The organism is Flavobacterium sp. ACN2 (assembly GCF_002303885.1).
GTDB lineage: Bacteria > Bacteroidota > Bacteroidia > Flavobacteriales > Flavobacteriaceae > Flavobacterium.
Genome location: NZ_MRCM01000005.1, coordinates 201,980 through 228,976 on the forward strand (window position 1 = coordinate 201,980; position 26,997 = coordinate 228,976).

19 protein-coding genes are annotated in these 26,997 nt (G+C 34.8%); 8 read left to right on the top strand and 11 right to left on the bottom strand.

Annotation, left to right across the window (positions count from 1 at the left end):
* Positions 1-76: 76 nt before the first annotated feature.
* Both BSF41_RS08060 and BSF41_RS08065 read right to left on the bottom strand, forming a co-directional pair.
* Complete coding sequence (locus tag BSF41_RS08060) at positions 77-280, bottom strand: hypothetical protein (protein ID WP_095928982.1); 204 nt, start codon at positions 278-280, stop codon at positions 77-79.
* Between the two features lie 176 nt (positions 281-456).
* Positions 457-717 (bottom strand): hypothetical protein, encoded by a 261-nt coding sequence (locus BSF41_RS08065; protein ID WP_095928983.1) that lies wholly within the window; start codon positions 715-717, stop codon positions 457-459.
* A 225-nt stretch (positions 718-942) separates the two neighbouring features.
* Between BSF41_RS08065 and BSF41_RS08070 the strand changes: the two genes are divergently transcribed.
* The 3 genes from BSF41_RS08070 to BSF41_RS08080 all read left to right on the top strand — a co-directional run bounded on the left by BSF41_RS08070 (position 943) and on the right by BSF41_RS08080 (position 3,500).
* Positions 943-1,773: an AraC family transcriptional regulator gene (locus BSF41_RS08070; RefSeq protein WP_095928984.1), complete on the top strand. Its 831-nt coding sequence runs from the start codon at positions 943-945 to the stop codon at positions 1,771-1,773.
* Between the two features lie 102 nt (positions 1,774-1,875).
* A complete protein-coding gene (ygiD, locus tag BSF41_RS08075) occupies positions 1,876-2,766 on the top strand; it encodes a 4,5-DOPA dioxygenase extradiol (RefSeq protein WP_172426866.1) in 891 nt (296 codons plus the stop codon).
* Positions 2,763-3,500, top strand: coding sequence for an alpha/beta hydrolase (locus BSF41_RS08080; RefSeq protein WP_095928985.1), 738 nt, complete (start codon positions 2,763-2,765; stop codon positions 3,498-3,500). Before ygiD ends, BSF41_RS08080 begins: the two co-directional genes overlap by 4 nt.
* 71 nt (positions 3,501-3,571) lie before the next feature.
* Here the strand turns inward: BSF41_RS08080 and BSF41_RS08085 are convergent, their stop codons facing one another.
* The 9 genes from BSF41_RS08085 to BSF41_RS08120 all read right to left on the bottom strand — a co-directional run bounded on the left by BSF41_RS08085 (position 3,572) and on the right by BSF41_RS08120 (position 17,434).
* The gene (locus BSF41_RS08085) at positions 3,572-5,434 is read right to left on the bottom strand and encodes a TonB-dependent siderophore receptor (RefSeq protein WP_095928986.1); all 1,863 of its coding nucleotides are present in this window, start codon (positions 5,432-5,434) and stop codon (positions 3,572-3,574) included.
* A gap of 130 nt (positions 5,435-5,564) precedes the next feature.
* Positions 5,565-6,704, bottom strand: a complete 1,140-nt coding sequence (locus tag BSF41_RS08090; protein WP_095928987.1) for an exo-beta-N-acetylmuramidase NamZ domain-containing protein — start codon at positions 6,702-6,704, stop codon at positions 5,565-5,567.
* 210 nt (positions 6,705-6,914) lie between these two features.
* Entirely contained in the window at positions 6,915-8,219 is a 1,305-nt protein-coding gene (locus BSF41_RS08095; RefSeq protein ID WP_095928988.1) for a serine hydrolase, read from the bottom strand.
* A gap of 4 nt (positions 8,220-8,223) precedes the next feature.
* Complete coding sequence (locus BSF41_RS08100; protein ID WP_095928989.1) at positions 8,224-10,725, bottom strand: beta-N-acetylhexosaminidase; 2,502 nt, start codon at positions 10,723-10,725, stop codon at positions 8,224-8,226.
* A gap of 13 nt (positions 10,726-10,738) precedes the next feature.
* Positions 10,739-12,220 carry a glycoside hydrolase family 10 protein gene (locus BSF41_RS08105; RefSeq protein ID WP_095928990.1) on the bottom strand — a complete coding sequence of 494 codons (1,482 nt, stop codon included), beginning with the start codon at positions 12,218-12,220 and terminating at the stop codon, positions 10,739-10,741.
* Positions 12,221-12,289: 69 nt separating this feature from the next.
* The gene (locus BSF41_RS23705) at positions 12,290-12,433 is read right to left on the bottom strand and encodes a hypothetical protein (protein ID WP_172426867.1); all 144 of its coding nucleotides are present in this window, start codon (positions 12,431-12,433) and stop codon (positions 12,290-12,292) included.
* Positions 12,434-12,556: 123 nt separating this feature from the next.
* Positions 12,557-13,384: an alpha/beta hydrolase family protein gene (locus BSF41_RS08110; RefSeq protein WP_095928991.1), complete on the bottom strand. Its 828-nt coding sequence runs from the start codon at positions 13,382-13,384 to the stop codon at positions 12,557-12,559.
* A gap of 55 nt (positions 13,385-13,439) precedes the next feature.
* The gene (locus BSF41_RS08115; RefSeq protein WP_095928992.1) at positions 13,440-16,355 is read right to left on the bottom strand and encodes an FAD-binding and (Fe-S)-binding domain-containing protein; all 2,916 of its coding nucleotides are present in this window, start codon (positions 16,353-16,355) and stop codon (positions 13,440-13,442) included.
* Positions 16,356-16,684: 329 nt separating this feature from the next.
* Positions 16,685-17,434: a DeoR/GlpR family DNA-binding transcription regulator gene (locus BSF41_RS08120; RefSeq protein WP_095929098.1), complete on the bottom strand. Its 750-nt coding sequence runs from the start codon at positions 17,432-17,434 to the stop codon at positions 16,685-16,687.
* Between the two features lie 250 nt (positions 17,435-17,684).
* On the opposite strand from BSF41_RS08120, the gene BSF41_RS08125 reads away from it, so the two are divergent.
* The 5 genes from BSF41_RS08125 (at position 17,685) to BSF41_RS08145 (ending at position 26,986) form a co-directional block, all read left to right on the top strand.
* A complete protein-coding gene (locus BSF41_RS08125; protein ID WP_095928993.1) occupies positions 17,685-20,972 on the top strand; it encodes a TonB-dependent receptor in 3,288 nt (1,095 codons plus the stop codon).
* 25 nt (positions 20,973-20,997) lie between these two features.
* Positions 20,998-22,731, top strand: a complete 1,734-nt coding sequence (locus tag BSF41_RS08130) for a RagB/SusD family nutrient uptake outer membrane protein (RefSeq protein ID WP_095928994.1) — start codon at positions 20,998-21,000, stop codon at positions 22,729-22,731.
* A 255-nt stretch (positions 22,732-22,986) separates the two neighbouring features.
* Positions 22,987-24,189, top strand: a complete 1,203-nt coding sequence (locus BSF41_RS08135; protein WP_095928995.1) for an exo-beta-N-acetylmuramidase NamZ domain-containing protein — start codon at positions 22,987-22,989, stop codon at positions 24,187-24,189.
* A 293-nt stretch (positions 24,190-24,482) separates the two neighbouring features.
* On the top strand, positions 24,483-25,310 hold the full coding sequence (murQ, locus tag BSF41_RS08140) for an N-acetylmuramic acid 6-phosphate etherase (RefSeq protein ID WP_095928996.1): 828 nt from the start codon (positions 24,483-24,485) through the stop codon (positions 25,308-25,310).
* Between the two features lie 167 nt (positions 25,311-25,477).
* Positions 25,478-26,986 carry a sodium:solute symporter gene (locus BSF41_RS08145; RefSeq protein ID WP_095928997.1) on the top strand — a complete coding sequence of 503 codons (1,509 nt, stop codon included), beginning with the start codon at positions 25,478-25,480 and terminating at the stop codon, positions 26,984-26,986.
* Positions 26,987-26,997: the final 11 nt, after the last annotated feature.

Consider the following 26,997-nt stretch of genomic DNA (forward strand, 5'->3'; position numbering starts at 1 on the left):
ATTCTTTTATCTGATTCTAAAATCAAAAAAGCTGAATCATTAAGATTCAGCTTTCTACTATTTTTTTGCCGAATAATTATTTCGTAATTGTATCGGCTTTAACTGTTACAGTTGTATCCATATTAATCGTATCCACTTCTGGTCCAACGGTATCAATAGTGTTTTGAATAGAATCATTTTCGGATGAGTCTATTGTAGTGCTTTCGTTCTTTTTACAAGAAAATGCTAGTCCCGTAAGAAGAATTACGAAAGCAAGTTTCATTTTTATTTGCCTTTTCATAATCCTATATTTTTAAATAAATATTTCCTTCTTTAATACTGTAAAAATACTGAATTTCGCCCTTGCTCACCTTACATAATTTCAGTAACTTATTATATAACAAGTTTTTAATTTTATTATAATTGTGATAACTAACAATAAAAAGAGCGGAAAATTTCCGCTCTTTATTTCTCTTTTTAGTCTGTTTTTGTTGCTTCATTTTCAGCAATATCTCTATTGAGAGTGTTTTTATGCCTAAGTTCTTCGTAATCGGCATCATCTCCCCAATCTCCCGTATTTTGCTGGTGCACAGGATCATCTGTTTCGTTTAGGTGTTCGTGCTTATTTTCATCATTCGGAAAATACATCTGATATCCTAAAATAGGATCCCAATTGGTTTCTTGCGTACGATCAATTCCATCTTGGAATAAATCGTTTTTTTCATCTCGTGTATCCATTTCTAATTCTTTTTATACCATCAAAAACTGAAAGTATGATTATTACTTTGTTTTCATAGACTCGTAAAATTGAAAAAAATAGCTCGAAAATTTGTTACATGATTTTGTATAAAATTTATATGATTCTATTTCAAGGCTTTAATTATTTTTTCCCTCTTTGTTTTTTATCTTCAGCAGAATGTTCTAAGAATAATAATTACCTTTAAAATTCTATAAAATTGATCTATGACTGAGATTTTCAAAATGTTTAAAATTACAACTGCCGAATCTGAAAAAATTATGCAATCGGTAAACGAACCTCATGCACATGATTTTGAAGAACTTATTATTGGAAATAAAGGTCAGCTGGAACATTTTATAGATTTTCAATCCAAATTAATCGAAGCGCCTTTTATCAGTTTTGTCACTCAAGGAAAAATTCATCGCGCAAAACCTCTTGTAAAAGATGGTAATTGTGATATGTGGGTTTTACGATTTAAAAGTGAATTTATTGCCGAAACTACTTTTAGCCTTTATGCTTCCTTTCATGACAAAGCAAATATTAGTTTGCAGAGCAATCAGTGTTTTGAAAAACTAGATACGATCTGCAAAATTATTTTTGATGAATACCAACAAGAAGCTCCTGATCTTGCCGTTATCAAACAATTATTAAGCGCGCTTTTTACGATTATTGAATCGGAAAGACGCAAATTGAATTTGAATAATGATGAATCGAAAAAAATTCAAAGTTCTACGTTTAAAAACTTTCTGAGATTGTTAGAAGAGCATTATAAAGAATCTAAAGACGTTAATTTCTATGCAGAAAAACTCTTTATGACTTCGCGCAATTTAAATATTATCTGCCAGAATATTCTACAGCAAAGCGTTTCGGAAATTATTGAAACCCGAAAATTGACTGAAGCCAAAAACTTATTAATGACCACCGATAAAAACATTGCCGAAATAGGTTATGAACTCGGTTTTAATGAAAAAACCTATTTTACACACGCTTTCAAACGAAAAGCAGGAATGACTCCAACCGAATTTAGAGAAGAAATGAAGAAGCTTCTTTCTTAAAAACACAACCTTTCTTCCGAAAATCGTTACCTCTTTGGTTATAATTAAATGCAATTTTGTATCACAAATAAAAGATACTTTTTAAGCAATTAATTATAAAAAATGAATCGTAAAGATTTTCTAAAAACCATGGCAATTTTACCTATCGGAGCTGCAGCAATGAAACTCAGCTCACTCAAAACGGCCGTAGATACTTTTGGCCCAACAGAACGAATGCCAGTACTTTTTCTTGGACACGGAAATCCCATGAATGCATTGGCAGATAATAATTTTACGCAAGGTTTTCAGCAAGTAGCCAAAACATTGCCAAAGCCAAGAGCCATACTTTGTATTTCGGCGCATTGGGAAACCAAAGGAACTTTTGTAACCGCAATGCAAAAACCACCCACTATTCATGATTTTGGAGGTTTTCCGCAGGCACTTTTTGATGTGCAATATCCTGCGCCTGGAAGTCCCGAATTGGCTTTGGAAACACAAAAACTGATTACTTCAACTTCGGTTGGTTTAGACAATAGCTGGGGGTTGGACCATGGATGCTGGACGGTTGTAAAATTTCTTTATCCAAACGCCGATATTCCAATTATCGAAATGAGCATTGATTATACGCAACCTGCTTCTTATCATTATGAATTAGGAAAAGAATTGGCTGCTTTACGCCGAAAAGGTGTTCTTATTGTCGGAAGCGGAAATACGGTTCACAACTTACGTCTAGCGGCATGGGACAAAATGATGGTTCCTGGTTATGCCTTCGAATGGGCGCATATTGCAAATGAAAAAATGAAAAGCATGATTTTGGACAATGACCATAAATCGCTTATTCAGTTTGATAAACAAGGACGAGAATTTGAATTGGCGGTTCCAACACCAGAACATTATCTTCCATTATTGTACATTTTATCGCTTCAAGAAAAAGACGAAAAAGCGACTGTTTTTAATGACGAACTTGTTGCCGGATCACTCAATATGATGTCTGTAAAAATAGACAAAGCATGAGTATAAAAAAGCCTTTTTGGATAGCATTTGCTGTCCTTATTACCTTATCAATTTTCAGTTTTACGATTATGAATTCAACCAAAGAAAAAACTAAACTGCATTATTTAATTAGAGAACCAAAAATAAAAACGGCAAATCCGCCTTTGGTGATTTTGCTTCATGGCGTTGGCGGAAACGAACAAAATCTCTTTTCGTTTGCTCCCGAATTGCCAGATAACTTTGTCGTAGTTTCTGCGCGCGGCCCGCTAACTTTCGGCCCAAATAGTTTTGCTTGGTTTCAGGTAGATTTTTCTACTGGAAAACCTCAAATAAATGCTGAACAAGCAGAAAAATCAAGAGTAATGCTGATTGATTTTGTTACTGATTTAAAATCTGAAATCAACTTTAATCCAGATGAAGTTTATTTAATGGGATTTAGCCAAGGCGGAATTATGAGTTACAGTGTTGCGCTTACTGCTCCAGAAAAAGTAAAGGGAATTGCTGTAATGAGCGGAAGACTTTTACCAGAAATACAACCGTTTATGGCAGATGAAAAACGTCTTGAAAATCTTAAAATCTTCATTTCGCACGGAAAACAAGATGCCGTTTTAAATTATCAATATGCCTTAGATGCTTCTGATTTTCTAAAAACAAAAAACTTAAATCCAAATTTTCATTCTTACGAAGAAGGCCATACCGTAAATAAACAGATGTTTGATGATGTCAATCTTTGGCTAAAGAAGAATAACCTTTAATAAAAAAAAAGCCTGTAAACGTAATATTTACAGGCTTTTTTACAAAAAACTAATTTCCTAAATCAAGTAATTTAAAAAGTAACTAATTTCACTCCCAATGTAAACCATCTAGAAGGCAGCGGCACTGCTCCTACTTCATAATACGTTGCATTAAAGATATTTTGTCCATCTAAGAAAATGGTGAATTTATTAATTGACTGACTTACTCTAAAATCATTTACCCAGTAAGAAGGTCCTGTAATTCTTTCGTTAAAACGAGTTGCAAACATTACAGATAAGTTTTTAAACTGATAATCTATCGTGTTGGTAATTTGATGCTTTAATGAAGAAATGGAATACTTCGAATACGTTTCTGTACGCGCAGTTTTAAATTCAGAATCTAAATAGGTGTATCCTAAAAGGATGTTCAGTCTAGAATCTTTAGAGAAATCGAATCTATAAGTTCCACGCAAATTGATACCGTTGGTGTTCAAATCTCCAGTGTTTTGACTTTGCCACGGCTGCGTTGTAAGATTACGCATCCAGTCGATATAGTTGTCTATTTTTCTGTAGAAATAATTCGCATTAAAGCTCAAAGCTCTTTTGTTGTACTTAAACCCGATTTCGCTCTGAAACGCATTTTCTGAATCTAATTCTGGATTTCCGATATTTCCCGTCTGTTTCAAGTATAAATCGGTAAACGATGGAATTCTTTGACTTGTTCCCACATTTCCAATAATTTTAAATGCATCTGTAATGGCATAACTAGCATCAATCCCTGGATAAATCTGCCATTTGTAATCTGAATTATAGTTTAAATATGTTCCGATATTTACATCTAGTTTTTCAGTAAAACTCGTTCTGTATTCAGCATACAATCCAACATTTTCGCGATCGTGATCTCCAATATTTGAAGAGTGAATGTTTTCGTTTCTAAATTCAGCTCCAAAACCAATTTCTCCTTTAGATAATTTAACGGTAGAGTTCAATTCTCCCGCAATTGAATTCGTATAGTGCTGACTTCTTCCAACAGCCAAATTTGAGTTTCCTAAATAACGGTAATCATCATAATTGTATCTGTACGTTACTCTCGGCATAATTTTCCAACTGTCCGTAATTTGATGATTGGACTGAATGTTGGCAAATGTAGTCTGAACAATTTCGGTTGAGTTTTTATCTCCAGGCGCTGCGTAAAATCCGTTTGCACCAAATCCGTTATTGATATAACCAGCAGAACCTAGAATTTCGTTTTTATCATTGATCTGAACATTTCCTTGATAGAAAATTTTGTTGTTTTCGAATGCAGTATTGTAGCGGTAACCATTGCTTTTATCATGCGAAGCAAAAAGTAAATGCTGCTGTTTTTCTTTACCTAAAACAGCTCCTGCTTGAATTCCTGTTCCGTAAAAAGTATCGCCTGTATCTTGCGTATCTTTTTCGAAATTAGAACCTGCATAAGTGCTTACCATAAAACCAGAATCTGTTGGTTTTTTAGTAATAATATTAATTGCTCCAGTTAAACTGTTAATTCCGTAAATTCTCGCAGCTGGACCACGAACTACTTCTATTCTTTCAATTGCTTCAACCGGAAGAGGCAGATTCAACATATTATGGGCAGTTTGCGAGTCGATTACTTTTGCTCCGTTTAGCAAAACAACGGTTTGCTCAAAACTTCCACCGTCAACACTAATGTCGGCTTGAGTTCCAAATGGTCCTCTTTGTCTGATGTCTACACCGTTTGCATATTGCAATACTTCTTGCAACGTTCTTCCTGGCAGTTTTTTAATGGTTTCGCTCGAGATAACATATACATTTCTGTTTTGTTTAGAAATTGGTGTATTAAAACGGCCTTCATTAATAATAACTTCATCCATTTGGTTGATGGAATCGTTCTTTGTCTGTGCGTAAAAATTGGTACAAATTACTGTAAAGACAGCAAAATAGATCTTTTTCATTTTGGTTTACTATTTTTTTTGCAAAAGTAGTTTCTTACCGTACCAATAAAGCATACCAGTTTTATAATTATAACTAGTCCGGATGAATAAATGATCTATTTTGCTACAATCTAAGCAAATCTGAGAGATATTACTTATAAATCAAATATTTAGCACGCATTTTTTTAAATGTTGCCACACCTTCTTTCCAGCTGTTTCTAATTTCTTCTTCCGAAATTCCGGCTTCAATTTGCTGTTGCAGTTTTTCGTTGCCAGCACGAATGGCAAATTTTCTTTTATCAAAAAACTTCGATTTATCAGAAGTGGTCTGATAGGCTTTAATTAACCATTTTATTTCTAATCTGTTTATTTTTGGAATTGCAGATAAATCTTCTCCGTTACATTCCACGCCTTTATACAAAGGATCTTTATCGCCAAAATTAGGTTTTGGAGTAAAAGCAAAATCACTTTTAGGAAGATAAGGTGAACCATAAATCTGAAATTGCTTTTCGGTTCCGCGTCCCATGCTCACATTGGTTCCTTCAAAAAGACATAAACTCACATATAAATTAATCGATTGATCGTTTGGTAAATTTGGCGAAGGCCTAACGGGAAGACTATAGGTGCTTTTTCTAGTATAATTTAAACACGGAATTACGGTCAATTTACATTGAATTCCATCTTTCAGCCATTTCTGTCCGTTGATCATTTTTGCTTCTTCGCCCAAAGTCATTCCGTGCAATAAAGGCGTTGGATGCATTCCTATACCACTTTTAAAAGCAATGTCCAAAACCGGACCGTCAACAATCGCGATATTCGGATTGGGACGATCCAGTACAATCAGTGGAACATTGTTCTCAGCGCAAGCTTCCATAATGCGGTGCATTGTAGAAACATACGTGTATAATCGCGTTCCAACATCCTGCAAATCAAAAATCATAATATCAATTCCTTTTAATTGCTCTGGTGTTGGCTTATTGTTTTTTCCGTATAATGAAGTAATGGATAACCCTGTTTTAGAATCGATTTCGTCAGATACATGTTCGCCCGCATCCGCCGTTCCTCTAAAACCGTGTTCTGGTGCAAAAATGGTTTTGATTTTTACTTTTTGTTCTACTAAAAAATCGACTAAGTGTTTTTCTTTAGTGATAATTCCCGTTTGATTGGTAACGATTCCTACGGTTTTGCCTTTCAATAAAGGCAAGTATTTTTCAGAATTCTCAGCGCCGGTTTTTATTTGCTGCGCAAAAGAAACTGCTGAAATTAGTATGCAGATTATTATATTTTTCATAATGTTTATGTTTTTTTGCCACTCCCGATAGCTATCGGGATAAAAGAATTAAAAAGGATTTTTTTATTTGGCTGTGCTTAGTTTTTCACGCAGATTTTGCAGATTCTAGCAGATTTGTTTAAATCTTATAATCTGTCTTGATCTGTTTAAATCTGTAAAATCTGCGTGAAACAAGAAATCTTTTTAATTTTTTTAATCTGGGGCTAAATTTTAATTATTAATTTGCCTCCAGATTTTAGCACTAAAATCGTCTTTGTACATTAATCGGTTTGTTCTTGTTGGATTAACTCGATTCGTAAGAATAATTAAAAATCTATTGGTATTTCTATTCATAAAGAAAAAAGTTCCTGTAAAACCCGTATGTCCAAAATCGTCTTTTGTAAAAAACTCGTCTGGTTTTCTTTTATCAAAACCTAAACCTCTATAAATTCCTTCTTTCGCAAGCGGAGAATCGGTAAACTCTTTGACAACATTTGCTTTTAAAATCTGTTTGCCTTTATAATTTCCGTTGTTCATGAGCATTTTGCAGATTACGGCAATCGATTCTGCGTTGGCGAACAAACCTGCATTTCCAGAAACACCGCCAAAAATTGCCGCTGCTTCATCGTGCACATAACCTTTAATAGTATCTTTTCTGAAAAAATTATCCACTTCAGTTGGCATGACATTATCTATCGAAGTCCATTTTAACGGATTGTATCCAATTTTTGAAATTCCCAATTCAGTATAAATTTCATTTGTGAACTGATCAAGTTTTTTGCCTGTTTTGGTTTCAATCATTTGCTTTACCAAAAGCAAGTTTAAATCGCTGTACAAATATTTCCCTCTCGGATTTGTATTCGCCTTCGCAATCCTTTCATAAACTGATGGATAAAATTCTGGATTCAGCCACATATTTTTATAAATCTGAACCCAATTTTCTTTTGGTTCAAAAACCAAATATTTAGAATCGTAAACAATGTTTTTGTTTACGTACATATTGTCAAACTGCTCAGGATATTGCTCTGATTTTTGATTGCTCAGCAAAGGCGAATTATCTGGCGTGGAAAGCAATGCTTGATAAAAAGTAATACTTGGCGTTAATCCTGAAGTATGCGTTAAGAGTTCAAAAAGCGTCAAATCCGAAATTGCTGTATTTTTGTACATCGGAACAATTTGACCAACTTGGTCTGTCAATTTAATTTTTCCATCTCCAACCAAACGCATTGTAACTAGCGTTGCGCCTAAAACTTTAGACATTGAAGCTAGATCAAAAACGTCATCTGATTTTACTAACTGCTTTTTGGAATAATCGTGATAACCGTAATTTTTGTAAATCAAGTTAAAATCTCCTGTTCCTACGATAATTTGTGCTCCTGGAAAAAAACCTTTTTCAAGAGCATTTGTCATCATCGAATCGATGTAAACTTCATTTCTTTTTACATCAAAAGATTGCTTTGCCTTTTTCTGTGAATAACCATTTATTCCCAAGAAAATCAAGGAAACCATTATAATTTTGACACCAATATTTTTCATAGTACTACGGATTAATTTTTAAGTCCTGCCCCGCCATCAAAGGCTCATTATTGGTTCCTGTAATTTGAATTCTAACTGCTTTTACAGGCTGTTTCGGATAAATGGATGCATTTCCGTAATCGAAATTATCGCCTTTTATAAAATCAGTTCCATTATATGAAAACTCAACAAAACCGTTGTTTATTATAAATCTCGGATGATGCGGAATTCCAGTTAAAACATCAATTTTAGAAGATGTTACAGGATTAGTAAAAGTATACAAAATCCAATCGCCGTCTTTACACGCAACATCGGTACGCAAGTACGTTTCTTCATTATAATCTTGCAGATTCGCAATTGGGAACTTCGGATTTTCTGCCATCGACGAAGTCACTTTTACTTCTGGTTCTTGATAAGGCGAACAATTGAATTTTACATTTGCTGCAGACTTTTTCTCTTCTTTATTTTCGACCGTAAAATCTAATCTATAGGTATTTTTTGCGTTGTAATTTTCAATTAGAAATCTCAAGCGAGGTTTTGATTTTAAAGCTTTTTCATCAGCGTAAGTCTGAACCAATTTATCATTTTCAAAAAGCGAAACATTTTTGATTGTTCCGTTTGCTCCATCGTCTGTTGGATTAAAAGTCATATACCAAATGCCCTTTTTGTCTACATGATCTGAGATGTTTTCAGAAATAGTCAGAACTTCCGCTTTTGAAGTATTCCAAGTAGCAACAGGCAATTTCTCCACTTTTACAGCTGGACTTGCCGACGTTTCATTGAAAAAAACTCTAAACATATACTGCTCGTAATCTTTCGTCTGAATTGGTCCAGTATACAAAGGCGATTGTCTTGTTGGCTCATTTCCATCTTTATCAAATCGTACAACGGCACCTTCATAAGGAGGCGTTACGCTAATTGTTCCGTTTTTATAAATAGCTGTTGGAGGGAAATCTCTAAATGCAATTCCCATATTGGCTAATCTTTGCAAATGGCTGTGTGTTAATCTTCCATAAAAATCATCCCAGTTTTTATCTTCTTTTTTAGACCAGCCAATTTCAGACAAAGCACTGATTCTCGGATAACTCTGGTATTCCATGATTCTTGTCGGGCGATCCAGATATTCGCTCCATAAAGCGCCTTGAACTCCAATTATATTTTTCTGTTCTTCTGGAGTTAAATCGGCATCAGGAATTGGTTCAAAAGAATACGCTCTTTTTGTATCGGTAATTGCTGCCCAGCGGTGACCGCGTTCTGTTTCTGATTGCGCCATATCATAATACGTAAACTGTCCTGGCATCATGATGGTTTTATATCCTTTTTTAGCCGATTCAATTCCGTAACTAATTCCCTGCCAAGCAGAAATAAGAGTATTTGGATTGATTTCTCCGCCTTTCAGAATTTCATTCCATCCATCTGTTTTTTTATGGTATTTATCGACAATTGTTTGAACCCTTCTAAAGAAATAATTCTGAAGCTGAAAACTATCTGTAAATCCTTCTTTTGCCATTAAAGCTTGACATTTTGGACAATGTTCCCAATTGGCACGATTCACTTCGTCTCCTGCAATATGAATATATTCAAAAGGAAATAGTCCAGAAACTTCTTTGATTATTGAATCCAAAAGATCATAATTTTCTTCACGCCCTACACACCAAACATTTTTTACTTCTCCCTGAACACTTTTAAGTTCCTGCGTTATCGCACAACCCACTTCTGGATATGAAGCCGTTACCGCACGCGAATGTCCCGGAATTTCAATCTCTGGCATAACCGAAATACCACGATCTGCAGCATAAGCTACGACTTCTCTAATATCTTCTTGTGTATAAAAACCGCCATAACGTTTATCTCCCGAACCATAAGACGGCAATAGAACTTCTCCTGGTCCTCTCCAAGCACCTTTTAAAGTTAAATCTGGCAATGATTTGATTTCGATTCTCCAACCGTTATCATCTGTTAAATGCCAATGAAAAACATTCATTTTATGAGCGGCCAACCAGTCGATATAATTTTTTACGGTTTGTTTATCGAAAAATTGTCTTGAACAATCGAGCATCATTCCGCGCCAATCAAAACGAGGATAATCTTCTATTTTTACAAACGGAACAGTTCCTTTTTTGACTTCTTTTGCAGAACAGATTTGCAGTAAAGTTTGGAATCCGTTTAAAACGCCTTTATCCGTTTTTCCTTTTACGAAAATTCCTTTTTCATTTATTTCTAATTGATAACCTTCATCTGGCAGATCCAATTTCTTATCTACTAGAAATGAAATAGTATTTTTTCCGTGTTTTTTTTCAATGGAAATAATTGGGGTAATTCCAGTATTTTTTGAAAAACCAGCTGTGATATAATCGGCGCTATTTTTAAGTTTTTTGTCTACAACAATTTTTAATGGCGAAGGCAAAACAAACTCTCCCGCACTTTGCTGAACGGATACAGGTTTCGGAATTAGGTCTAATTTTTGGGCTTGTACAAAACTAAGCGAACTTAGAAATACGGCTAATAGAAGAATACTTTTTCTCATTTCTTTTTATATTTTATTTTGTTGAAAATTCAATCGGACTGCTTTCTGTCTGAGTCTGACTCAAAGCGGTGAGCGCATAAACATAGTTTTCCAAATCTGGGTTTGGCACTTCTAGTTTTAGAGCCGTTGTCACATAATAAATATTCTGAGGATTTGAGAAATCGGTAATTTTTCCTTTTGGAAATCTGTAAATCACATATTTTTTGTCATTGAAAGCCGCTTTCCAAGTTAAAACTGCTTTATCGCCTTTTTTAACTATTACTGCATTTGTTGGCGGTTCTGGTTTTAATCTCGTAATTCTGTTTGCTTCTGGAGTTAAAGCGATGTATTTGTATTCTTTTTGAAGAAGAGGATTTCTAAGCGTATCTCCTTTTTTTAGGAAAGTCGAAGCAGTAAAATGCATTGAACCATCAATTTGAGGCATTTTGCGAATCATTTCAATCTGCTTTACAATTTGATCAGGACTTCTCCATTCCGGTTCTTTAGCAGTAGTTGAAATTTTGTAATCGCCATGACCCACGTAAACATTTGCTCCATATTTGTGTTCTGCCCACCATTTTGCTAGAACTTCAAAATTAGCTCTGTCAAAACCAATGTGCCAATAGATTTGAGGCGTTACATAATCGATCCAATTCTCTTTTTGCCATTTTAAGATATTCGCATACAAGTCATCATAATTGGTTGCTCCTGCTTTTGTATTAGAACCTTGCGAATCTTTGGCAATATTTCTCCAAACTCCAAATGGCGAAATTCCGAATTCGACTGCAGGTTTATTGGCAATAATAGTATCTCTGATTTGTTTGATGATTAAATCGACATTGTCTCTTCTCCAATCGTCTTTGTCTTTAAACTGGCGCGGTTCTTTAGCGAATGCTTTTTCATCTGGAAATTCCTGCCCTTCAATTTTATAGGGATAAAAATAATCATCCATATGCACGGCCTGAATATCGTATTTACGAACAATCTCGCCTACAACAGAAGCAACAAAATTTCTGGTTTCTTGCAAACCTGGATTAAAATATCTGGTTTTTCCGTACGTCAGGAAAAGGTCTGGTCTTTTAAAATATAGGTGATTTTTTGAAAGCGCATCTCTTACCGTATCTTTCTGAACACGATACGGATTAAGCCACACATGAACGTTCATTCCGCGTTTTCCTGCTTCGTCAATCATCATCTGCAACGGATCGAAACCTGGAGCAACGCCTTGAGTTCCGGTTATCCAATGCGATGCAGGTTCTTTGGTCGATTTGTAATACGCATCGGCAGTTGGGCGAATCTGAAAAATTACAGTATTCATATTATAAGAACGTAGATTATCCAGAATGGCAATCATTTCGTTCTTCATTTCTTTGTCTGATAATCCTGGTTTAGAAGGCCAGTCAATGTTTTCTACGGTAGAAATCCAAGCGGCTCGCATTTCTCTTTTTGGAGACTGCTGACTGAAAATTTTGGTCTGAATCAGCAATACCAAAATCATAATTTTTAGGCTTTTCATAAATTATTATTTTAGGTAGTTAGTATAATATTTTTGGCAGAAAATTTTAACCGCAAAGAGCGCAGTGGTTTACGCTATGTTCGCAAAAGTTTTATTTTCTTTTTTTTTTAATCTCGCAAAGGCGCAGAGGCGCAAAGTTTTTTCTTTTTTTATTCTTTGTCGGTTATTTTCTCTCGCAGATTTAGCAGATTTAATAGATTTAATTTTTGACAAAAAAATCTTTTTTAATCTTTTAATCTGTGGCAAAAAATACCTAACAGGTTTTGAAAACCTGTTAGGATAACCAACCAAAATTTATGCATTACGAATTATCGGTAGTTCGCAATGCACTTAACATTACTTTGTTTTTATGTTTTCGTTGAAGAAATCATGAAAAAATAAAAGCTGATATTTTAAAGAATTCTCCCAGTATTTAAGATTATGTTCGCCTGGACGTTCGATATAATCGTGATTTATTTTTAGATCCAGCATTTTTGCATGCAGTTCTCTGTTTACTTTCATAAAGAAATCATCAACTCCGCAGTCAATAATCAGTTTTAGTTTATTGTCTTTTACCAAGTCTAACATATTGGTCACGGTATTCTGATTCCAGTTTTCTGGGAATTCGGTAATTGGACCTAATCGTTTTTTGATATCCCAATTTTCAGGAAACGGACGAAAATCTACCCCTCCGCTCATACTTCCTGCTGCACCAAATACATCTTGATGTTTAAATGACAGATACAAAGCACCATGCCCGCCCATGCTTAAACCTGAAATGGCTCTTGCTTTACGGTCTGCAATTGTTCTATACTGTTTATCAATAAATGGAACCAATTCTTTTACCACATAAGTTTCATATTTAAAACTCGGATCAATCGGACTGTCAAAATACCAGCTTGAGTAATTTCCGTCTACTCCAACCACTATAAATCCGTATTGATCTACTTGTTTTCCTAGTTCTTTAAAATCTTTGGCCCATGAAGCATAATTTCCGCTATAGCCGTGAAGCAGATAAACAACTGGAAATGCTTTCTTACTCTTTTTATAATTGTCCGGAACTACTACACAAGTTTTAATGTTCTTCTGCATCGAAGGACTAAAAACTTGCAAAGTGTCAACCTTTGCTGCTCTTGCCGTAAAAATTAGAAATGCGAACAAAAAGGTGTAAATTGTTTTTTTCATAATTGATGTTTTTATAAAATAATATTTTTGAAAAGCACTGGGAAAATACAAAAAATTATTTCAAACAATCTTTTAAAATAGTTACGGGATGCATGGCTTTTCTGCTAGTTCCGTCAAAAATCTGATGGCGGCAACTGGTTCCTGCGGCTGCAATTTCTGTTGATGGCTCTGTTGCCCTGATTTTCGGAAACAGCGTATCTTCACCCATCTTCATACTGATTTCGTAATGTTCTTTTTCATATCCAAATGAACCTGCCATTCCGCAACAGCCAGAATTATAAATCGTAACCGTATTATTTTTTGGAATATTCAGCATCGCAAAAGAAGCTTCTACACTACTCAATGATTTTTGATGGCAATGCCCATGAATTTTGATATTTTTCTCTTTTTCAGAAAATTGTCCCGCGTGAATTTTTCCGTTTCCAATTTCTCTTTTGAAAAACTCTTCGACTGTAAAAGTATTTTTGGCTAATTTTTCAGCATTTTCCTTATCTGCAGCCAATCGGAGATATTCGTCTCTGAAAGTCAATATCGCCGAAGGTTCAATTCCGATTAAAGGCGTATTTTCAGAAATTATATTTTTAAAGGTATTGATGTTTTTATTGGCGATTTCCTGCGCTTCTTCCAGAAAACCTTTTGATATAAAAGCTCTTCCGCTTTCTTCATGATCGATTATAATGACGTTATAACCTAATTTGGTTAATAATTCATAGGCATCGATTCCGACTGAAACATCGTAATAATTGGTAAATTCATCACAAAAAAGATAAACATTGCCATTCTCAAAAGAGCTGTTTATATTACGTTTCTTGTTCTTTTCGTACCATTTTCTAAATGTCTTTGGAGCCAGTAACGGCACTTGTCTTTCAGGCGCAATTCCCATTCGTTTTTTAACGAAAGAAAGGTTGGATGCCCAATTGGTAACGGATGGCGCAATACTTCCCAATTCATTCAATTTTGAATTGAAAGCAAAAATTTTATTTCGGAAAGAAAAACCATTTGCTTTTTGGTATTGGTATAAAAATTCAGCTTTTAATGTCGCTACGTCTACGTTACTCGGGCATTCGCTGGCACAGGCTTTACAGCTTACACACAATTCAAAAACCTTGTATAATTCTTCGTGATCAAATTTATTTTCTTTTTCAGAATTCGTTAGATATTCTCTTAAAGCGTTGGCGCGTGCACGTGTAGTATCTTTTTCATTTCTTGTAGCACGATAACTCGGACATAAAGTTCCACCCGCCGAAGGCATTTTTCGGCAATCACCCGAACCGTTGCATTTTTCTGCAGCGCGTAAAACCCCTAAACTATCTGAGAAATCCTGAATCGTTTTTATTTCAGGTTCTACTCGTCCCCCTTCAAAACGAAGGTTTTCATCCATTTTAGAAGCATTTACAATTTTCCCAACATTCAAAATAGTATCAGGATCAAATGCTTTTTTTACTCTTTTTAATAGTTCGTAGTTTTTATCGCCAATCATAAACGGCAAAAACTCTCCACGCAGAATTCCGTCACCATGTTCGCCACTTAACGAACCCCTATATTTTTTTACCAAATGTGCTACTTCAGTAGATAAATTTCTGAATTGATGCAATCCTTCTTTTGTCTTCAAATTTATCTTCGGACGCAAATGCAGCTCTCCCGCTCCAGCATGCGCATAATAAATGGCACTTTGTCCGTGTCTTTCCATCATCGCTGCAAAATCGGCAATGTAATTGGGAAGATCACTTAATTCTACTGCTGTATCTTCAATAGAATCGGCTGCTTTATCATCGCCCACAATACTTCCTAAAAGTCCAAGACCTGCTTTTCTTACCTCGTTTACTTTGTCAATATCAGTTCCGTAAATTTTTGGCAAGGCATATCCAAAACCATTAATTTGAAGATCTTTAATTAAAGCATCGGCTTGCAATTCGGCATCTTCCATACTAATGTGCGATCCAACTTCGAGCATAATCACTGCTTTTGGTTCGCCTACAATAAAAAATCGGTTTTTAGCCTGTTCTCTATTGGTTTTTGTACAATCTAAAATCGTGTCATCCATCATTTCGCAAGTGTACAAATGATGTTTCATGGCAGTGACAACGGCTTCCAAGCTTTCTTGAATGGTATGAAAATGTGCCACAACCATAATATTGTTTACTGGTGGCAGATCGTCTACTTTCAAAGTGATTTCTGTCGTAAAGGCCAAAGTTCCTTCACTTCCGCAAAGGAGTTTTCCTAAATTGATGGTATCTTCTGTTCCCGAAAAAAGTTTCGATTTCAGTAAAATATCAATTGCATAACCGGTATTTCGTCTGTGAATTTCTGGTTTTGGAAATTCTTTTAAGATTTCTTCCTGATTTTCTTTGTTCGAAAGTTCGTCGTAAATCGTTTTATAAATTTTATTTTCTAAAGAATCCCCTTTTGTTTTCTCGATAAATTCATCCGAAGTTAAATCTCTAAATACTGCAGTAGTTCCGTCACTTAAAACGGCTTTTATTTCTACAATTTTATCTCGGGTAACACCATAACGAATTGAAGTTGTTCCCGACGAATTGTTTCCGACCATTCCGCCAATCATGCATCTATTGGTTGTCGATGTAGTTGGAGCAAAAAAGAGTCCGTGTGGTTTTAGATATAAATTCAGTTCATCGCGAATTACTCCAGGCTGAACGGTTATGGTTTTCTTTTTAGGATCAAAAGAAACAATTTTATTAAAATGTTTTGAGACGTCTACAATGATTCCGCTTCCAATAGTCTGTCCCGCCAAAGATGTTCCTGCTGTTCTGGGCGTTATGGAAATTTTATTTTTGGAAGCAAACCGAATAATATTTACAATATCATTTTCTGATTTTGGAATGGCCACGGCAAGAGGCATAATTCTATAAGCAGAGGCATCTGTGGCGTATATTTTTTTATGAAGGTCATCATAAAAAAGAGTTCCTTCTAAAGAAGTTTCTAATTCTTGTAATTGGAGAGAATCGGACATTTAATTGGTTCTGTTGCTTTTGGTTCTTTAATAAATGTTTTACTTCTGCACTTCGCTAAAAAGCTATTCAGCAAAAACAATACATTCTAAATTTTATTAGAATTCAATATTTATTAAAGTTTCTTTTAAAAGCTTTGAACTTTTTCAAATGCAGCACAAAAATGGTATGCAGACGAAGAAATGATTTTGATAAATATATCTGACTAATAAAATTAGTTTTAACAAATATAGATACAAAAAGCATACAAATACATTATTTTGCGTTTTTTAACATAATAAAATTCAAATAACGCAACAAAACGCAAAAACTACACTAAATAAGTTTAAAGTTATAAGATAAAGACTCCCGATTTTCTATATTCATCTAGTTTTTCATCTTCTGGATCTAATTCTGTTACAATAGTATCCAGCTGGGTAAGATCGCAAACACCATGAGGCATTTTGGTATTTAATTTATTTGAAGCAAACATCGAAACCACTCTATCAGAAGCTTCTATCATTGCTTTTTTGACAATTGAGATTTCGTAACCTACTTCTGTAAGTCCTTGTTTGATATTAATACTGCTGGCACCAATGAAACAAATATCGGCTTTAATTTTAGAAACCACCTGAATTACATCCATACCTATTGTTACCATTGCGTTTTTCTGCATTTTGCCGCCAATAAAAATCAAATCAATATTAGGATGCTGAGACAACTGCATGGCGATTGGTAAACTATAAGTATATATTGTAGCTTTCAAATCGGCCGGAATTAACTTTGCAAAAACCAAATTAGTGCTTCCTCCACTCATTATAATAACCTGATCATCATGAAGAAGAGACAATGCTTTTGTTACGATTTGCTTTTTCTGTTCTTCTGCCGTTATGGCAATATCAAATACATTTGCAGGTTTTTCTTTAACTTGAACAGCACCGCCGTATACTTTCTCTAACTGCTTTCTGCTATCCAATTCATTTAAATCTCTTCTTATGGTATCTTCAGACAAATCGAGAGCCAAAGCTAAATCTGTTGTAACAACTTTTTGGTCTTCAATAAGTTTAGTCATTATGTATTTATGTCTCTCGGCTTTCAGCATTTTTTTATAAAAGTTAAAATTCATCACAAATATATCAAATATTTCATTCTATATCAGAAAAGAGCCCAAAAACTGCAAAATCATGCATTAGTAAGATTTTAAAAACAAAATCAATAATTATTTTTTATCAAAACTTGCGTTATTTTGCGTTTTTTAAATTATTTTTAGAAAAAAAATCCAAAATAACGCATTTATATGCAATAAATAAATATATTTGCTTCAACAACAACCATAAAAAACCAGATTAATCATGAAAAAGTTACTCTTTATTTCAGTGTTGTTTTTGTGCATTCAAGCAGCATTTGGACAAGCAAAAACAGTTACTGGAACAGTAAAAAGCAAAGCAGACGGAATTCCAATTCCAGGAGTCAGCGTCGTTATTCAAGGAACAAATAATGGCACAACCACTGACTTTGATGGAAACTACAGCATTTCTGTAGCGCCGGGACGAACTCTAAGCTTTAGTTATATGGGTTATGAAACTCAATCAATTAAAGTGGAAAGCCAACAGAAAATAAATGTTGGTCTTATAGAAAGCACTTCGAAACTAGACGAAGTTGTTGTTGTAGGTTTTGCTTCTCAGAAAAAAACGAACTTAACAGGAGCTGTTGCCAATATTGATGTTGCTAAAACAATTGGAAGCAGACCTTTAACTGATGTTAGTAAAGCTTTACAAGGTACTACTCCGGGTGTAAACATTAATTTTAACTCAGGAAATATTAACCGTGCCGCAAAAATCAACATTCGTGGAGCGGGTACAATTAATGGTTCAGACGATCCTTTAATATTAGTAGACGGTGTTCCTACCGACTTATCATTGATTAACCCAAATGATATCGCAACGATGTCTGTACTTAAAGATGCTGCTTCTGCATCTATTTATGGTGCTCGTGCTGCGTTTGGTGTTGTTCTTATTACTACAAAAAGCGGAAAAACGGGTGAAGGAAAAGTGAGATTTTCGTATTCAGCAAATACTGCTTTTGTAAATCCGATTTCTACACTTAAATTCTTAGATCCAACAGAAGAAATTCCAGGATTGATCGCTGCAGGAACAAGAACGGATGGTTCTACTCCAGAGATTTTTGGTCAGAACTACAGCATTTTATTAGACGGAATTAAAAATTGGAAAGCAAAATACGCAAACAATCGTACCAGTAATGAAATGGTTTATGGAGAAGATTGGGAAATAAAAAATGGTGTTCCTTATTTTTACAGAGTTTGGGATGCAAATAAAGAATTGTATGCTAGTAATGCGTTACAAACAACGCATAATGTTTCTGCACAAGGAAATTTAGGTGATAAAAGTTCATTCTTTGCTTCGTTCGGATTGACCAACCAAGATGGTATGTTAAGAGTAAATCAGGAAAAAAGACAAAGAATCAACATCAACTTAGGTTTTACAACAAAATTAGCAGATTGGCTTACTGGAGATTTCAAAGTAATGACAATCAATAGTTCTTACGATCAGCCGTTTAACTATTATGGAGGTTCTGGAACCGATGACACAGGTTACGGAGGTTACTTTGGTTATGCGCTTCGTTGGGGGCAATATTTCCCGAATTTTGGAACTTACAGAGGATACAATTTCCGTACAGCTGGAGGATATTTATCTAATGCTTCTAGAAACGAAAACAATAAACGCAATACAAGGTTAAGCGCTAGATTTACAGCAGATATTACAAAAGATTTAAACCTTATCACTGAAATTAGCAGTGTAAACGATTATTACAACAGAAAACAAAATGGTGGTAAATTCTTAGCATGGGACAGCTGGTCTGCAATGCCATACGATGCAACTACAATTCAAACTGCAACTCCTGCAACTCTTGAAACAGGAAATGATTTTGTTGGACAATCAAAACAAGAGTCAACTACAAATGTGGTAAACATTTATGGTAACTATAAAAAACAATTTGACAAGCATAATTTCAAATTCTTAGCTGGTTTCAACTCAGAATGGCAAAATTTATCTCGCAACTATGCAAGAAGAAATACGCTTTTAGACAAATCAAAACCAGAATTTAACCTTGCGGTAGGAGAACAATTTGTTTCTGGAGCTGCAAACACAGATTTAAATCCAACGGTAACAGAATACTCAATTGCAGGTTTCTTTGGACGTGTGAATTATGATTATAACGGAATTTATTTAGTTGAATTAAATGCTCGTTACGATGGTTCTTCAAGATTCCCAACTAACGAACAATGGGGATTCTTCCCTTCTGCTTCTGTAGGATACAAAATTGTGAACGAGAAATTTATGGAAGGAACTCGCGGATGGTTAAATGATCTTAAATTGCGTGGTTCTATCGGATCAATCGGTAACCAAAATGTTGGAAACAATGCTTTCTTATCGATCATGACAGCTAAAAATCCTTCTTGGGTAAATAGCGGTGCTACTCTTCCTCCTTCTACAAACTTACCAACAAACGTAGACCCTGCATTAACTTGGGAAAAAGTAATGACAAAAGATGTGGGTATCGATGTTAAAATATTTGATATGCTGGGTGCTTCTTTTGATTGGTATCAGCGTGATACAAAAGGAATGCTTGCTCCTGGTATAACACTTCCAGGTTCATTTGGACAGACTTCTGCACAAACTAACTCAGGAAACATGAGAACTCAAGGTTGGGAGCTTTCTTTGAACTTTAATAAAAATTTAAGCGAAACGGCTTCTGTTTTTGTTGATCTTGCTTTATCTGATTCTAAATCGGTTATTACAAAATGGAACAACTCTTCTAAATTATTAGCTTTAGTTACTCCAGATACGAAACCTTACTATGATGGTTATGAAATTGGTCAAATCTGGGGATTAACTAGTGATAGACTTTTACAGGCTGATGACGTAATTACTAATAACGGAAAAACGGTAAATGGTGTTGACTACTCTAAAACAATGGGTGGAAACTTTAAGTACGGAGCTGGAGACGTTCATTATGTAGACGTAGATGGTGATGGAGCGATTACTCGTGGAGCTGGAACTGCAGATGATCATGGAGATTTGAAAAAAATTGGTAACTCAACTCCTCGTTACAGATACGGTATCACATTAGGTGGTAAATTCCGCGGATTTGATATTTCTACTTTCTTCCAAGGAGTTGGAAAACGTGATTACTGGGCTGCTTCAGATGCTGTATTGCCTTTCTTCCGTGCGCCTCAGCAAATGTACGCCAACCAAGCAGATTACTGGACTCCAGAAAACACAGATGCTTATTTTCCAAATCCATACTATGGTAACGAAGCAAATACTTTTGGGTCAGGTACTCAAGGTCAGAACAACTTTGTTACTTCTACAAGATATTTGTTAGACATGTCTTATTTCCGTCTAAAAAACTTTACTATCGGATATAATTTGCCAGTAGCTCTTGTAAAAAAAGCAGGATTAGAAAAAGTAAGATTATATACTTCTGGTGAAAATATTGCGACTTGGGCAGACAAACGTCTTCCTGTAGATCCTGAAATCGACGAAACAGAAGTTTTCTGGGGAAGAGCTTATCCTTACACAAAAACATGGTCAGTTGGTGTTGATATCTCTTTCTAATCTCTAACTATTCAAAACTCTTACAATGAAAAAATATAATATAAAATCTAAGTTTCTGCTAATGTTTGCAACTGCTTTACTTGCAGGAAGCGCAGTTAGCTGTTCAGATTATCTTACTGATGATCCTGCAGATAAATTTACAAACGATAACTTTTGGCAGTCAGAAGATAACGTAAAAACCTTTTCATGGCTTAATTATGATACTTTTTATGGTTATGGAAACGGAACGACAATCGGACTTTCTTTCTTCTACTACCATGGAAGTGATTATAGAGTAGATGATAACTTGTCTGCCTTTACTTTCTATCAAATGCCAGTTACAGCTGCAACTACGAATCTTTATTCTTGGAATGAATATTACACGCTTATCCGTCGTTGCAACTTGATGCTGGAAAAAGTACCAACAGTAAGTATGTCTACGGAGAAAAAGAACCACTATATTGGAGTTGCCAAATTTTTTAGAGCTTACACTTATTTCCGTTTAGTGCAAAAATTTGGTGATGTACCGTATACTGATCAGTATTTAGCTCAAGCTGATGCAGAAGTATACGCTCCTGCAAAACCAAGAGCCGAAATTATGGACAAAGTAATTGCAGAATTACAAGAAGCTGCAGATTTAATGTTGGTTAGCGATGATAAAAACGTTACAGCAAATAAATACACTGCTTACGCTGCTTTAAGTAATGCTTGTCTTTACGAAGGTACGTACAGAAAATACCATTTAGGACAAGATGGAAGCGCTTACTTAAACAAAGCAAAAGCAGCTTCATTGATGATCATGAACAATCCAAGCTACAAATTGAATGCAGATTGGAAAGGACTTTACAACTCAGTTGAATTGCTTGGAAATACAGAGGTGATATTGGCAAAACGTTATTTAACAAACGTATTAATGCACTCACTTCAAAACTACACGAATACTTCAACGATTCAGTATGGTTTAACAAAATGGGCGGCTGACAGTTATGTAACGACAAACGGATTGCCAATTCAGCAAACTGGAAACAGCCAATATACTGGTGACGATACGGCTGCTAAAACATTTGCTAACAGAGATCCTCGCTTTGCAAAAACAGTAAACCCAGCAAATTATGGTTATAAAGGAAAACCTTTTGGTACTGCAGCTTTGGTTTCTATGTCAGGATATGTATTTGAATTGTACAACAACCCTGCTACAACAGGTCCAGATGTAACTACTGGAGGACGTAACTACACAGATGCTCCATTATTTACTTTAAGTGAAGTTTATTTAAATTATGCTGAAGCTTGCGCTGAATTAGGAACAGCAACCAACAGCGATCTTGATTTATCGATCAACAAAGTTCGTGCACGTGCAGGAATCGCTCCATTAACTACTGACGGAGTAAATGCTTCCGCAAATGGTGTTCAGATTAACGACCCAAGAAGAACTTCTTCTTTAGAGCAATTAACTGGAGTAGTTAATCCGTTAATTTGGGAAGTTCGTCGTGAACGTCAAATCGAATTCATGAGCTGGACTACTTTAAGACAAGCTGATATTTACCGTTGGAAAAAAGGAGATTACCTAGACACTAGCAAAAACCCTGACGTGAACCTAGGAGCTAGAATTGGAACTCCAATTGGATCGCAAACTGTTGTGGACGGAAATGGATATGTGAAAATATACCCAGCAAGCACAAGAACTTTCGAACCTAAGCATTATTTAATGAACATTCCAACAAATGACATTGATTTGTACAAAGCTCAAGGTGTCGATTTAAAACAAAATCCAGGCTGGTAATTCGGTAAAACTGAAAAACCATATCTATAATACCACTGCCTCCGACGTGAGACTTTTCGGAGGCAGTATTTTAAAATACTCTTTTTAAACACATTTTGACCAATAAAAAGGCCAAATAAAAAAATTAATCCTGATTCATGCAGGTTATATCTTGTTAGTATTTAGATTCCCCAAATCTGCCTAAAACATTCATATACTCCGATAAAATCTTAATTTTATTAGTCCATTTTGTCTCTAACTAATAACTGTATTAAAATGATAAAATTTATAGCAAAAAGTGCTTTTGTTACAGCATTTCTGTTTTATAGCCCGTCATATTCTGCAACCATTCAACCAGATAAAAATGTTATTTCAGCAGAAATTAATAACGCTGTTATAAAAACAGGTGCAGACAACTACGAAAAATACTTACCGCTTTTAAAAGATAAAAAAGTTGGAATTGTAACCAACCAGACCGGAATTTTATCTGATAAAACGCATGTGGTTGATTTTCTATTGGAGAAAAAAATTGCTGTTCAAACTATTTTTGCTCCCGAGCACGGATTTAGAGGAATAGCCGATGCCGGTGAACATATCGTTGATGGAAAAGATCCGAAAACAGGTCTTCCGATTATTTCACTTTATGGCGACAACAAAAAACCAAAACGAGCGCAGTTATCTGGAATTGATGTCATGATTTTTGATTTACAAGACGTAGGAGCACGATTCTATACCTACATTTCTTCTTTGCATTATGTAATGGAAGCTTGTGCAGAAAACAATATTCAGCTTATTGTTTTTGATCGTCCAAATCCAAATGGTTCTATTGTTGACGGACCGCTTTTAGAAAAAGAATTTACCAGTTTTGTCGGCATGCACCCTATTCCGCTCCTTCACGGAATGACAATTGGTGAATATGCGCAAATGGTAAATGGTGAAAAATGGCTAAAAGATGGCGCTCAATGTAAACTAACCGTTATTCCTTGTGTCGATTACAGCAGAACAATGCCTTACAGTTTATTGGTAAAACCATCTCCGAATTTACCAAATGACCAGTCTATAAATTTATACGCAAGTTTATGTCTTTTTGAAGGAACAAATGTGAGTATGGGACGCGGAACTGAGAAACAATTTCAAATCTATGGCTCTCCATTCTTAACCAAAACCAATTTCAGTTTTACTCCGAAACCCAATTTTGGAGCAAAAGACCCTTTATATGATGGTAAAGAATGCTTTGGAGAAGATTTAACGGCTTACCCAAAATTGAAACAATTAGAATTGAAATGGCTTATTAAAGCGTACCAGAATACCAGCGACAAAACAAAATTCTTCAACGCATTTTTTACCAAACTGGCTGGAACAAAAAAACTACAGCAGCAAATTGAAAGCGGTGTTTCTGAAAAAGAGATAAGAAAAACTTGGCAGAAAGATCTTGAAGCTTTCAAAAAAATGCGAACAAAATACCTGATTTATAAATAATATTTCTAATTCAGTTCCCTTAGACTTAATTTTTTAAACAATAGAAACATAGACTTTGATAGACTTACACAAAAGCGTTTCATTAGCATACACACACATATATATTGCTATGCAGAAATGTAGTTCTCTTTGGTTTGCTTTTTAAAGATTGGTTACCTTTTTAAACAAAAATCAAAACCTGTGTTTCTATGTTTTTAAAATTAAATTCTAGATAAAAATATCAAACTATTAATGCAAAATAGAGAAGCCTGATATTGGAAAAATCTCGGTTTCAAAAATCAAAAAAAAGAAAAATGAAAAATAAAAACCCTGAAACTGAACAAGAATCTTTGTACAAAGACTTGGATCAAATGAGCGTGAAAGAACTTCTTACAAACATTAATACAGAAGACAAAAAAGTTCCGCATATTATTGAAGAACAGATTCCTAAAATAGAAAAACTGGTTAAGGCCATTGTAAAAAAAATGCAGCTGGGCGGAAGATTATTTTATATTGGAGCTGGAACTTCTGGGAGAATCGGAATTTTAGACGCATCTGAATGTCCGCCTACTTTTGGTGTTCCGCATGATATGATTATCGGAATCATTGCTGGTGGGGACACTGCCATTAGAAAAGCGGTAGAAAATGCTGAAGACGACACCGAACAAGCATGGAAGGATTTAGCAAAATTCGAAATTTCAAGCTTAGATATGATTATCGGAATTGCAGCTTCTGGTAATACACCTTACGTTTTAGGAGCCCTTAAAAAAGCTAAAGAACACAACATCAAAACAGGAAGTATTTCTTGTATCAGCAACGGACTTATTGCTCAAGAAGCTGATTATCCGATTGAGTTAATTGTAGGGCCTGAATTCTTAACAGGAAGTACGAGAATGAAAGCTGGAACGGCTCAAAAACTTACTTTAAATATGATTTCTACTTCGGTAATGATCAAATTAGGAAAAGTAAAAGGCAACAAAATGGTTGACATGCAGCTGTCTAACGAAAAATTGGTTAAACGCGGTATCAAGATGATTATGGAAGAACTTGGCATTGAATACGATGTTGCCGAAGAATTACTGCACACACATAAAAGCGTTAGAGCTGTACTTTCAGCTCACAACAAAAATCACGAAAACTAAAAACCTATCAAAATCTTTTTATAGATTTATACAAATTCAAAAGCTGAATAAATTCATTTTTTGGAGTTTTTAACACCGACCTAACAGAGTAAAATCTGTTAGGTCAATTAAAAAAATTTTTGATTTGAATTATTTATAAAAACCAAAAAAAACACCAAAACTATAAAATGACACCAAGTACCATCCTTCTCCTTATTATCGTTTATTTCGGAACATTATTTTATATATCGCACAGAGTCAGCAGAAAAGACAGTGGAAATGAAGCCTTTTTTACTGCCAATAAAAATTCAAAATGGTATTTAGTTGCTTTCGGAATGATCGGAACGGCTCTTTCAGGAGTAACCTTTATTTCTGTTCCTGGAGAAGTTGGCGCACCAAGCGGTGAACAATTTAAATATTTTCAGTTTGTTTTAGGAAATGCGCTTGGATTTATTGTCATTACAAAATTATTGCTGCCTTTGTATTATAGAATGAATCTGACTTCGATTTATGGGTATATTGAGCAAAGAATGGGCTTTTTCAGCTATAAAACAGCCGCTTCTATTTTCTTAATTAGCCGTACAATAAGTTCTGCTTTTAGATTGTATTTGGTAGTAATCGTTTTACAGCGTTTTGTATTCGATTTTTATCATGTTCCTTTTGCGTTTACGGTTTTAATTTCGCTGTTGCTTATCTTTTCTTATACCTATAAAGGCGGATTAAAAACAATTATTATTACCGATACTTTACAAACGTTTTTCCTTGTAACTTCTGTTTTCCTTACTATTTATTTCATTTGCGATCGTATGGATTTGAGTGCCATTAGCGCATTTGAAGAAGTAAAAAACAGTAACTATTCTAAGATCTTTTTCTTTGATGATTTCTTTGGAAGTAAATTTCATTTTGTAAAACAAATTCTGGGCGGAATGTTCGTAACCATTGCCATGACTGGTTTGGATCAAGATTTAATGCAAAAAAACTTGAGCTGTAAAAACATTGGCGAAGCACAAAAAAATATGTTCACTTTTACAGGAATCTTTGTTGTAATCAATATTTTCTTTTTGAGCGTCGGAGCACTTTTATACATCTATGCAAACAAAAACGGAATTGCTGTTCCTACAGATTTAGTTACAGGAAAACCAAGAACCGATTTGCTTTTCCCTGAAATTGCTTTAAATCACTTAGCACTTATTCCTGCAATTGTATTTTTATTAGGAATTATTGCTGCCACTTTTGCAACAACAGATTCTGCCCTAACAGCTCTAACAACTTCTTTTTGCGTTGACTTTCTAGGAATGGACAAAGCGGAAAATAGCCATAAGAAAAACACCGTAAAAATTAGACATTTAGTACATATCAGTTTCTCTATTTTAATCTTTTTTATCATCCTGATTTTTAACTCAATCAATGATAGTTCAGTCGTAGGAATGATCTTTAAAGTTGCCTCTTACACTTACGGTCCATTATTAGGATTGTATGCTTTTGGTTTGTTCCAAAAATCAAGACATGTAAATGACAAACTAGTTCCGTTTATCTGTTTACTATCCCCATTATTTACCTATTTTATCAATGAATATTCTAAAGTTTTATTTGCAGGATATGTTTTTGATAATGAATTAATTACACTAAACGGATTAATTACTTATTTCGGTTTATTTGTTACTAGTTCTCGCAGTGAGAAAGAAATAAGTTTCTAATTCAGCATATC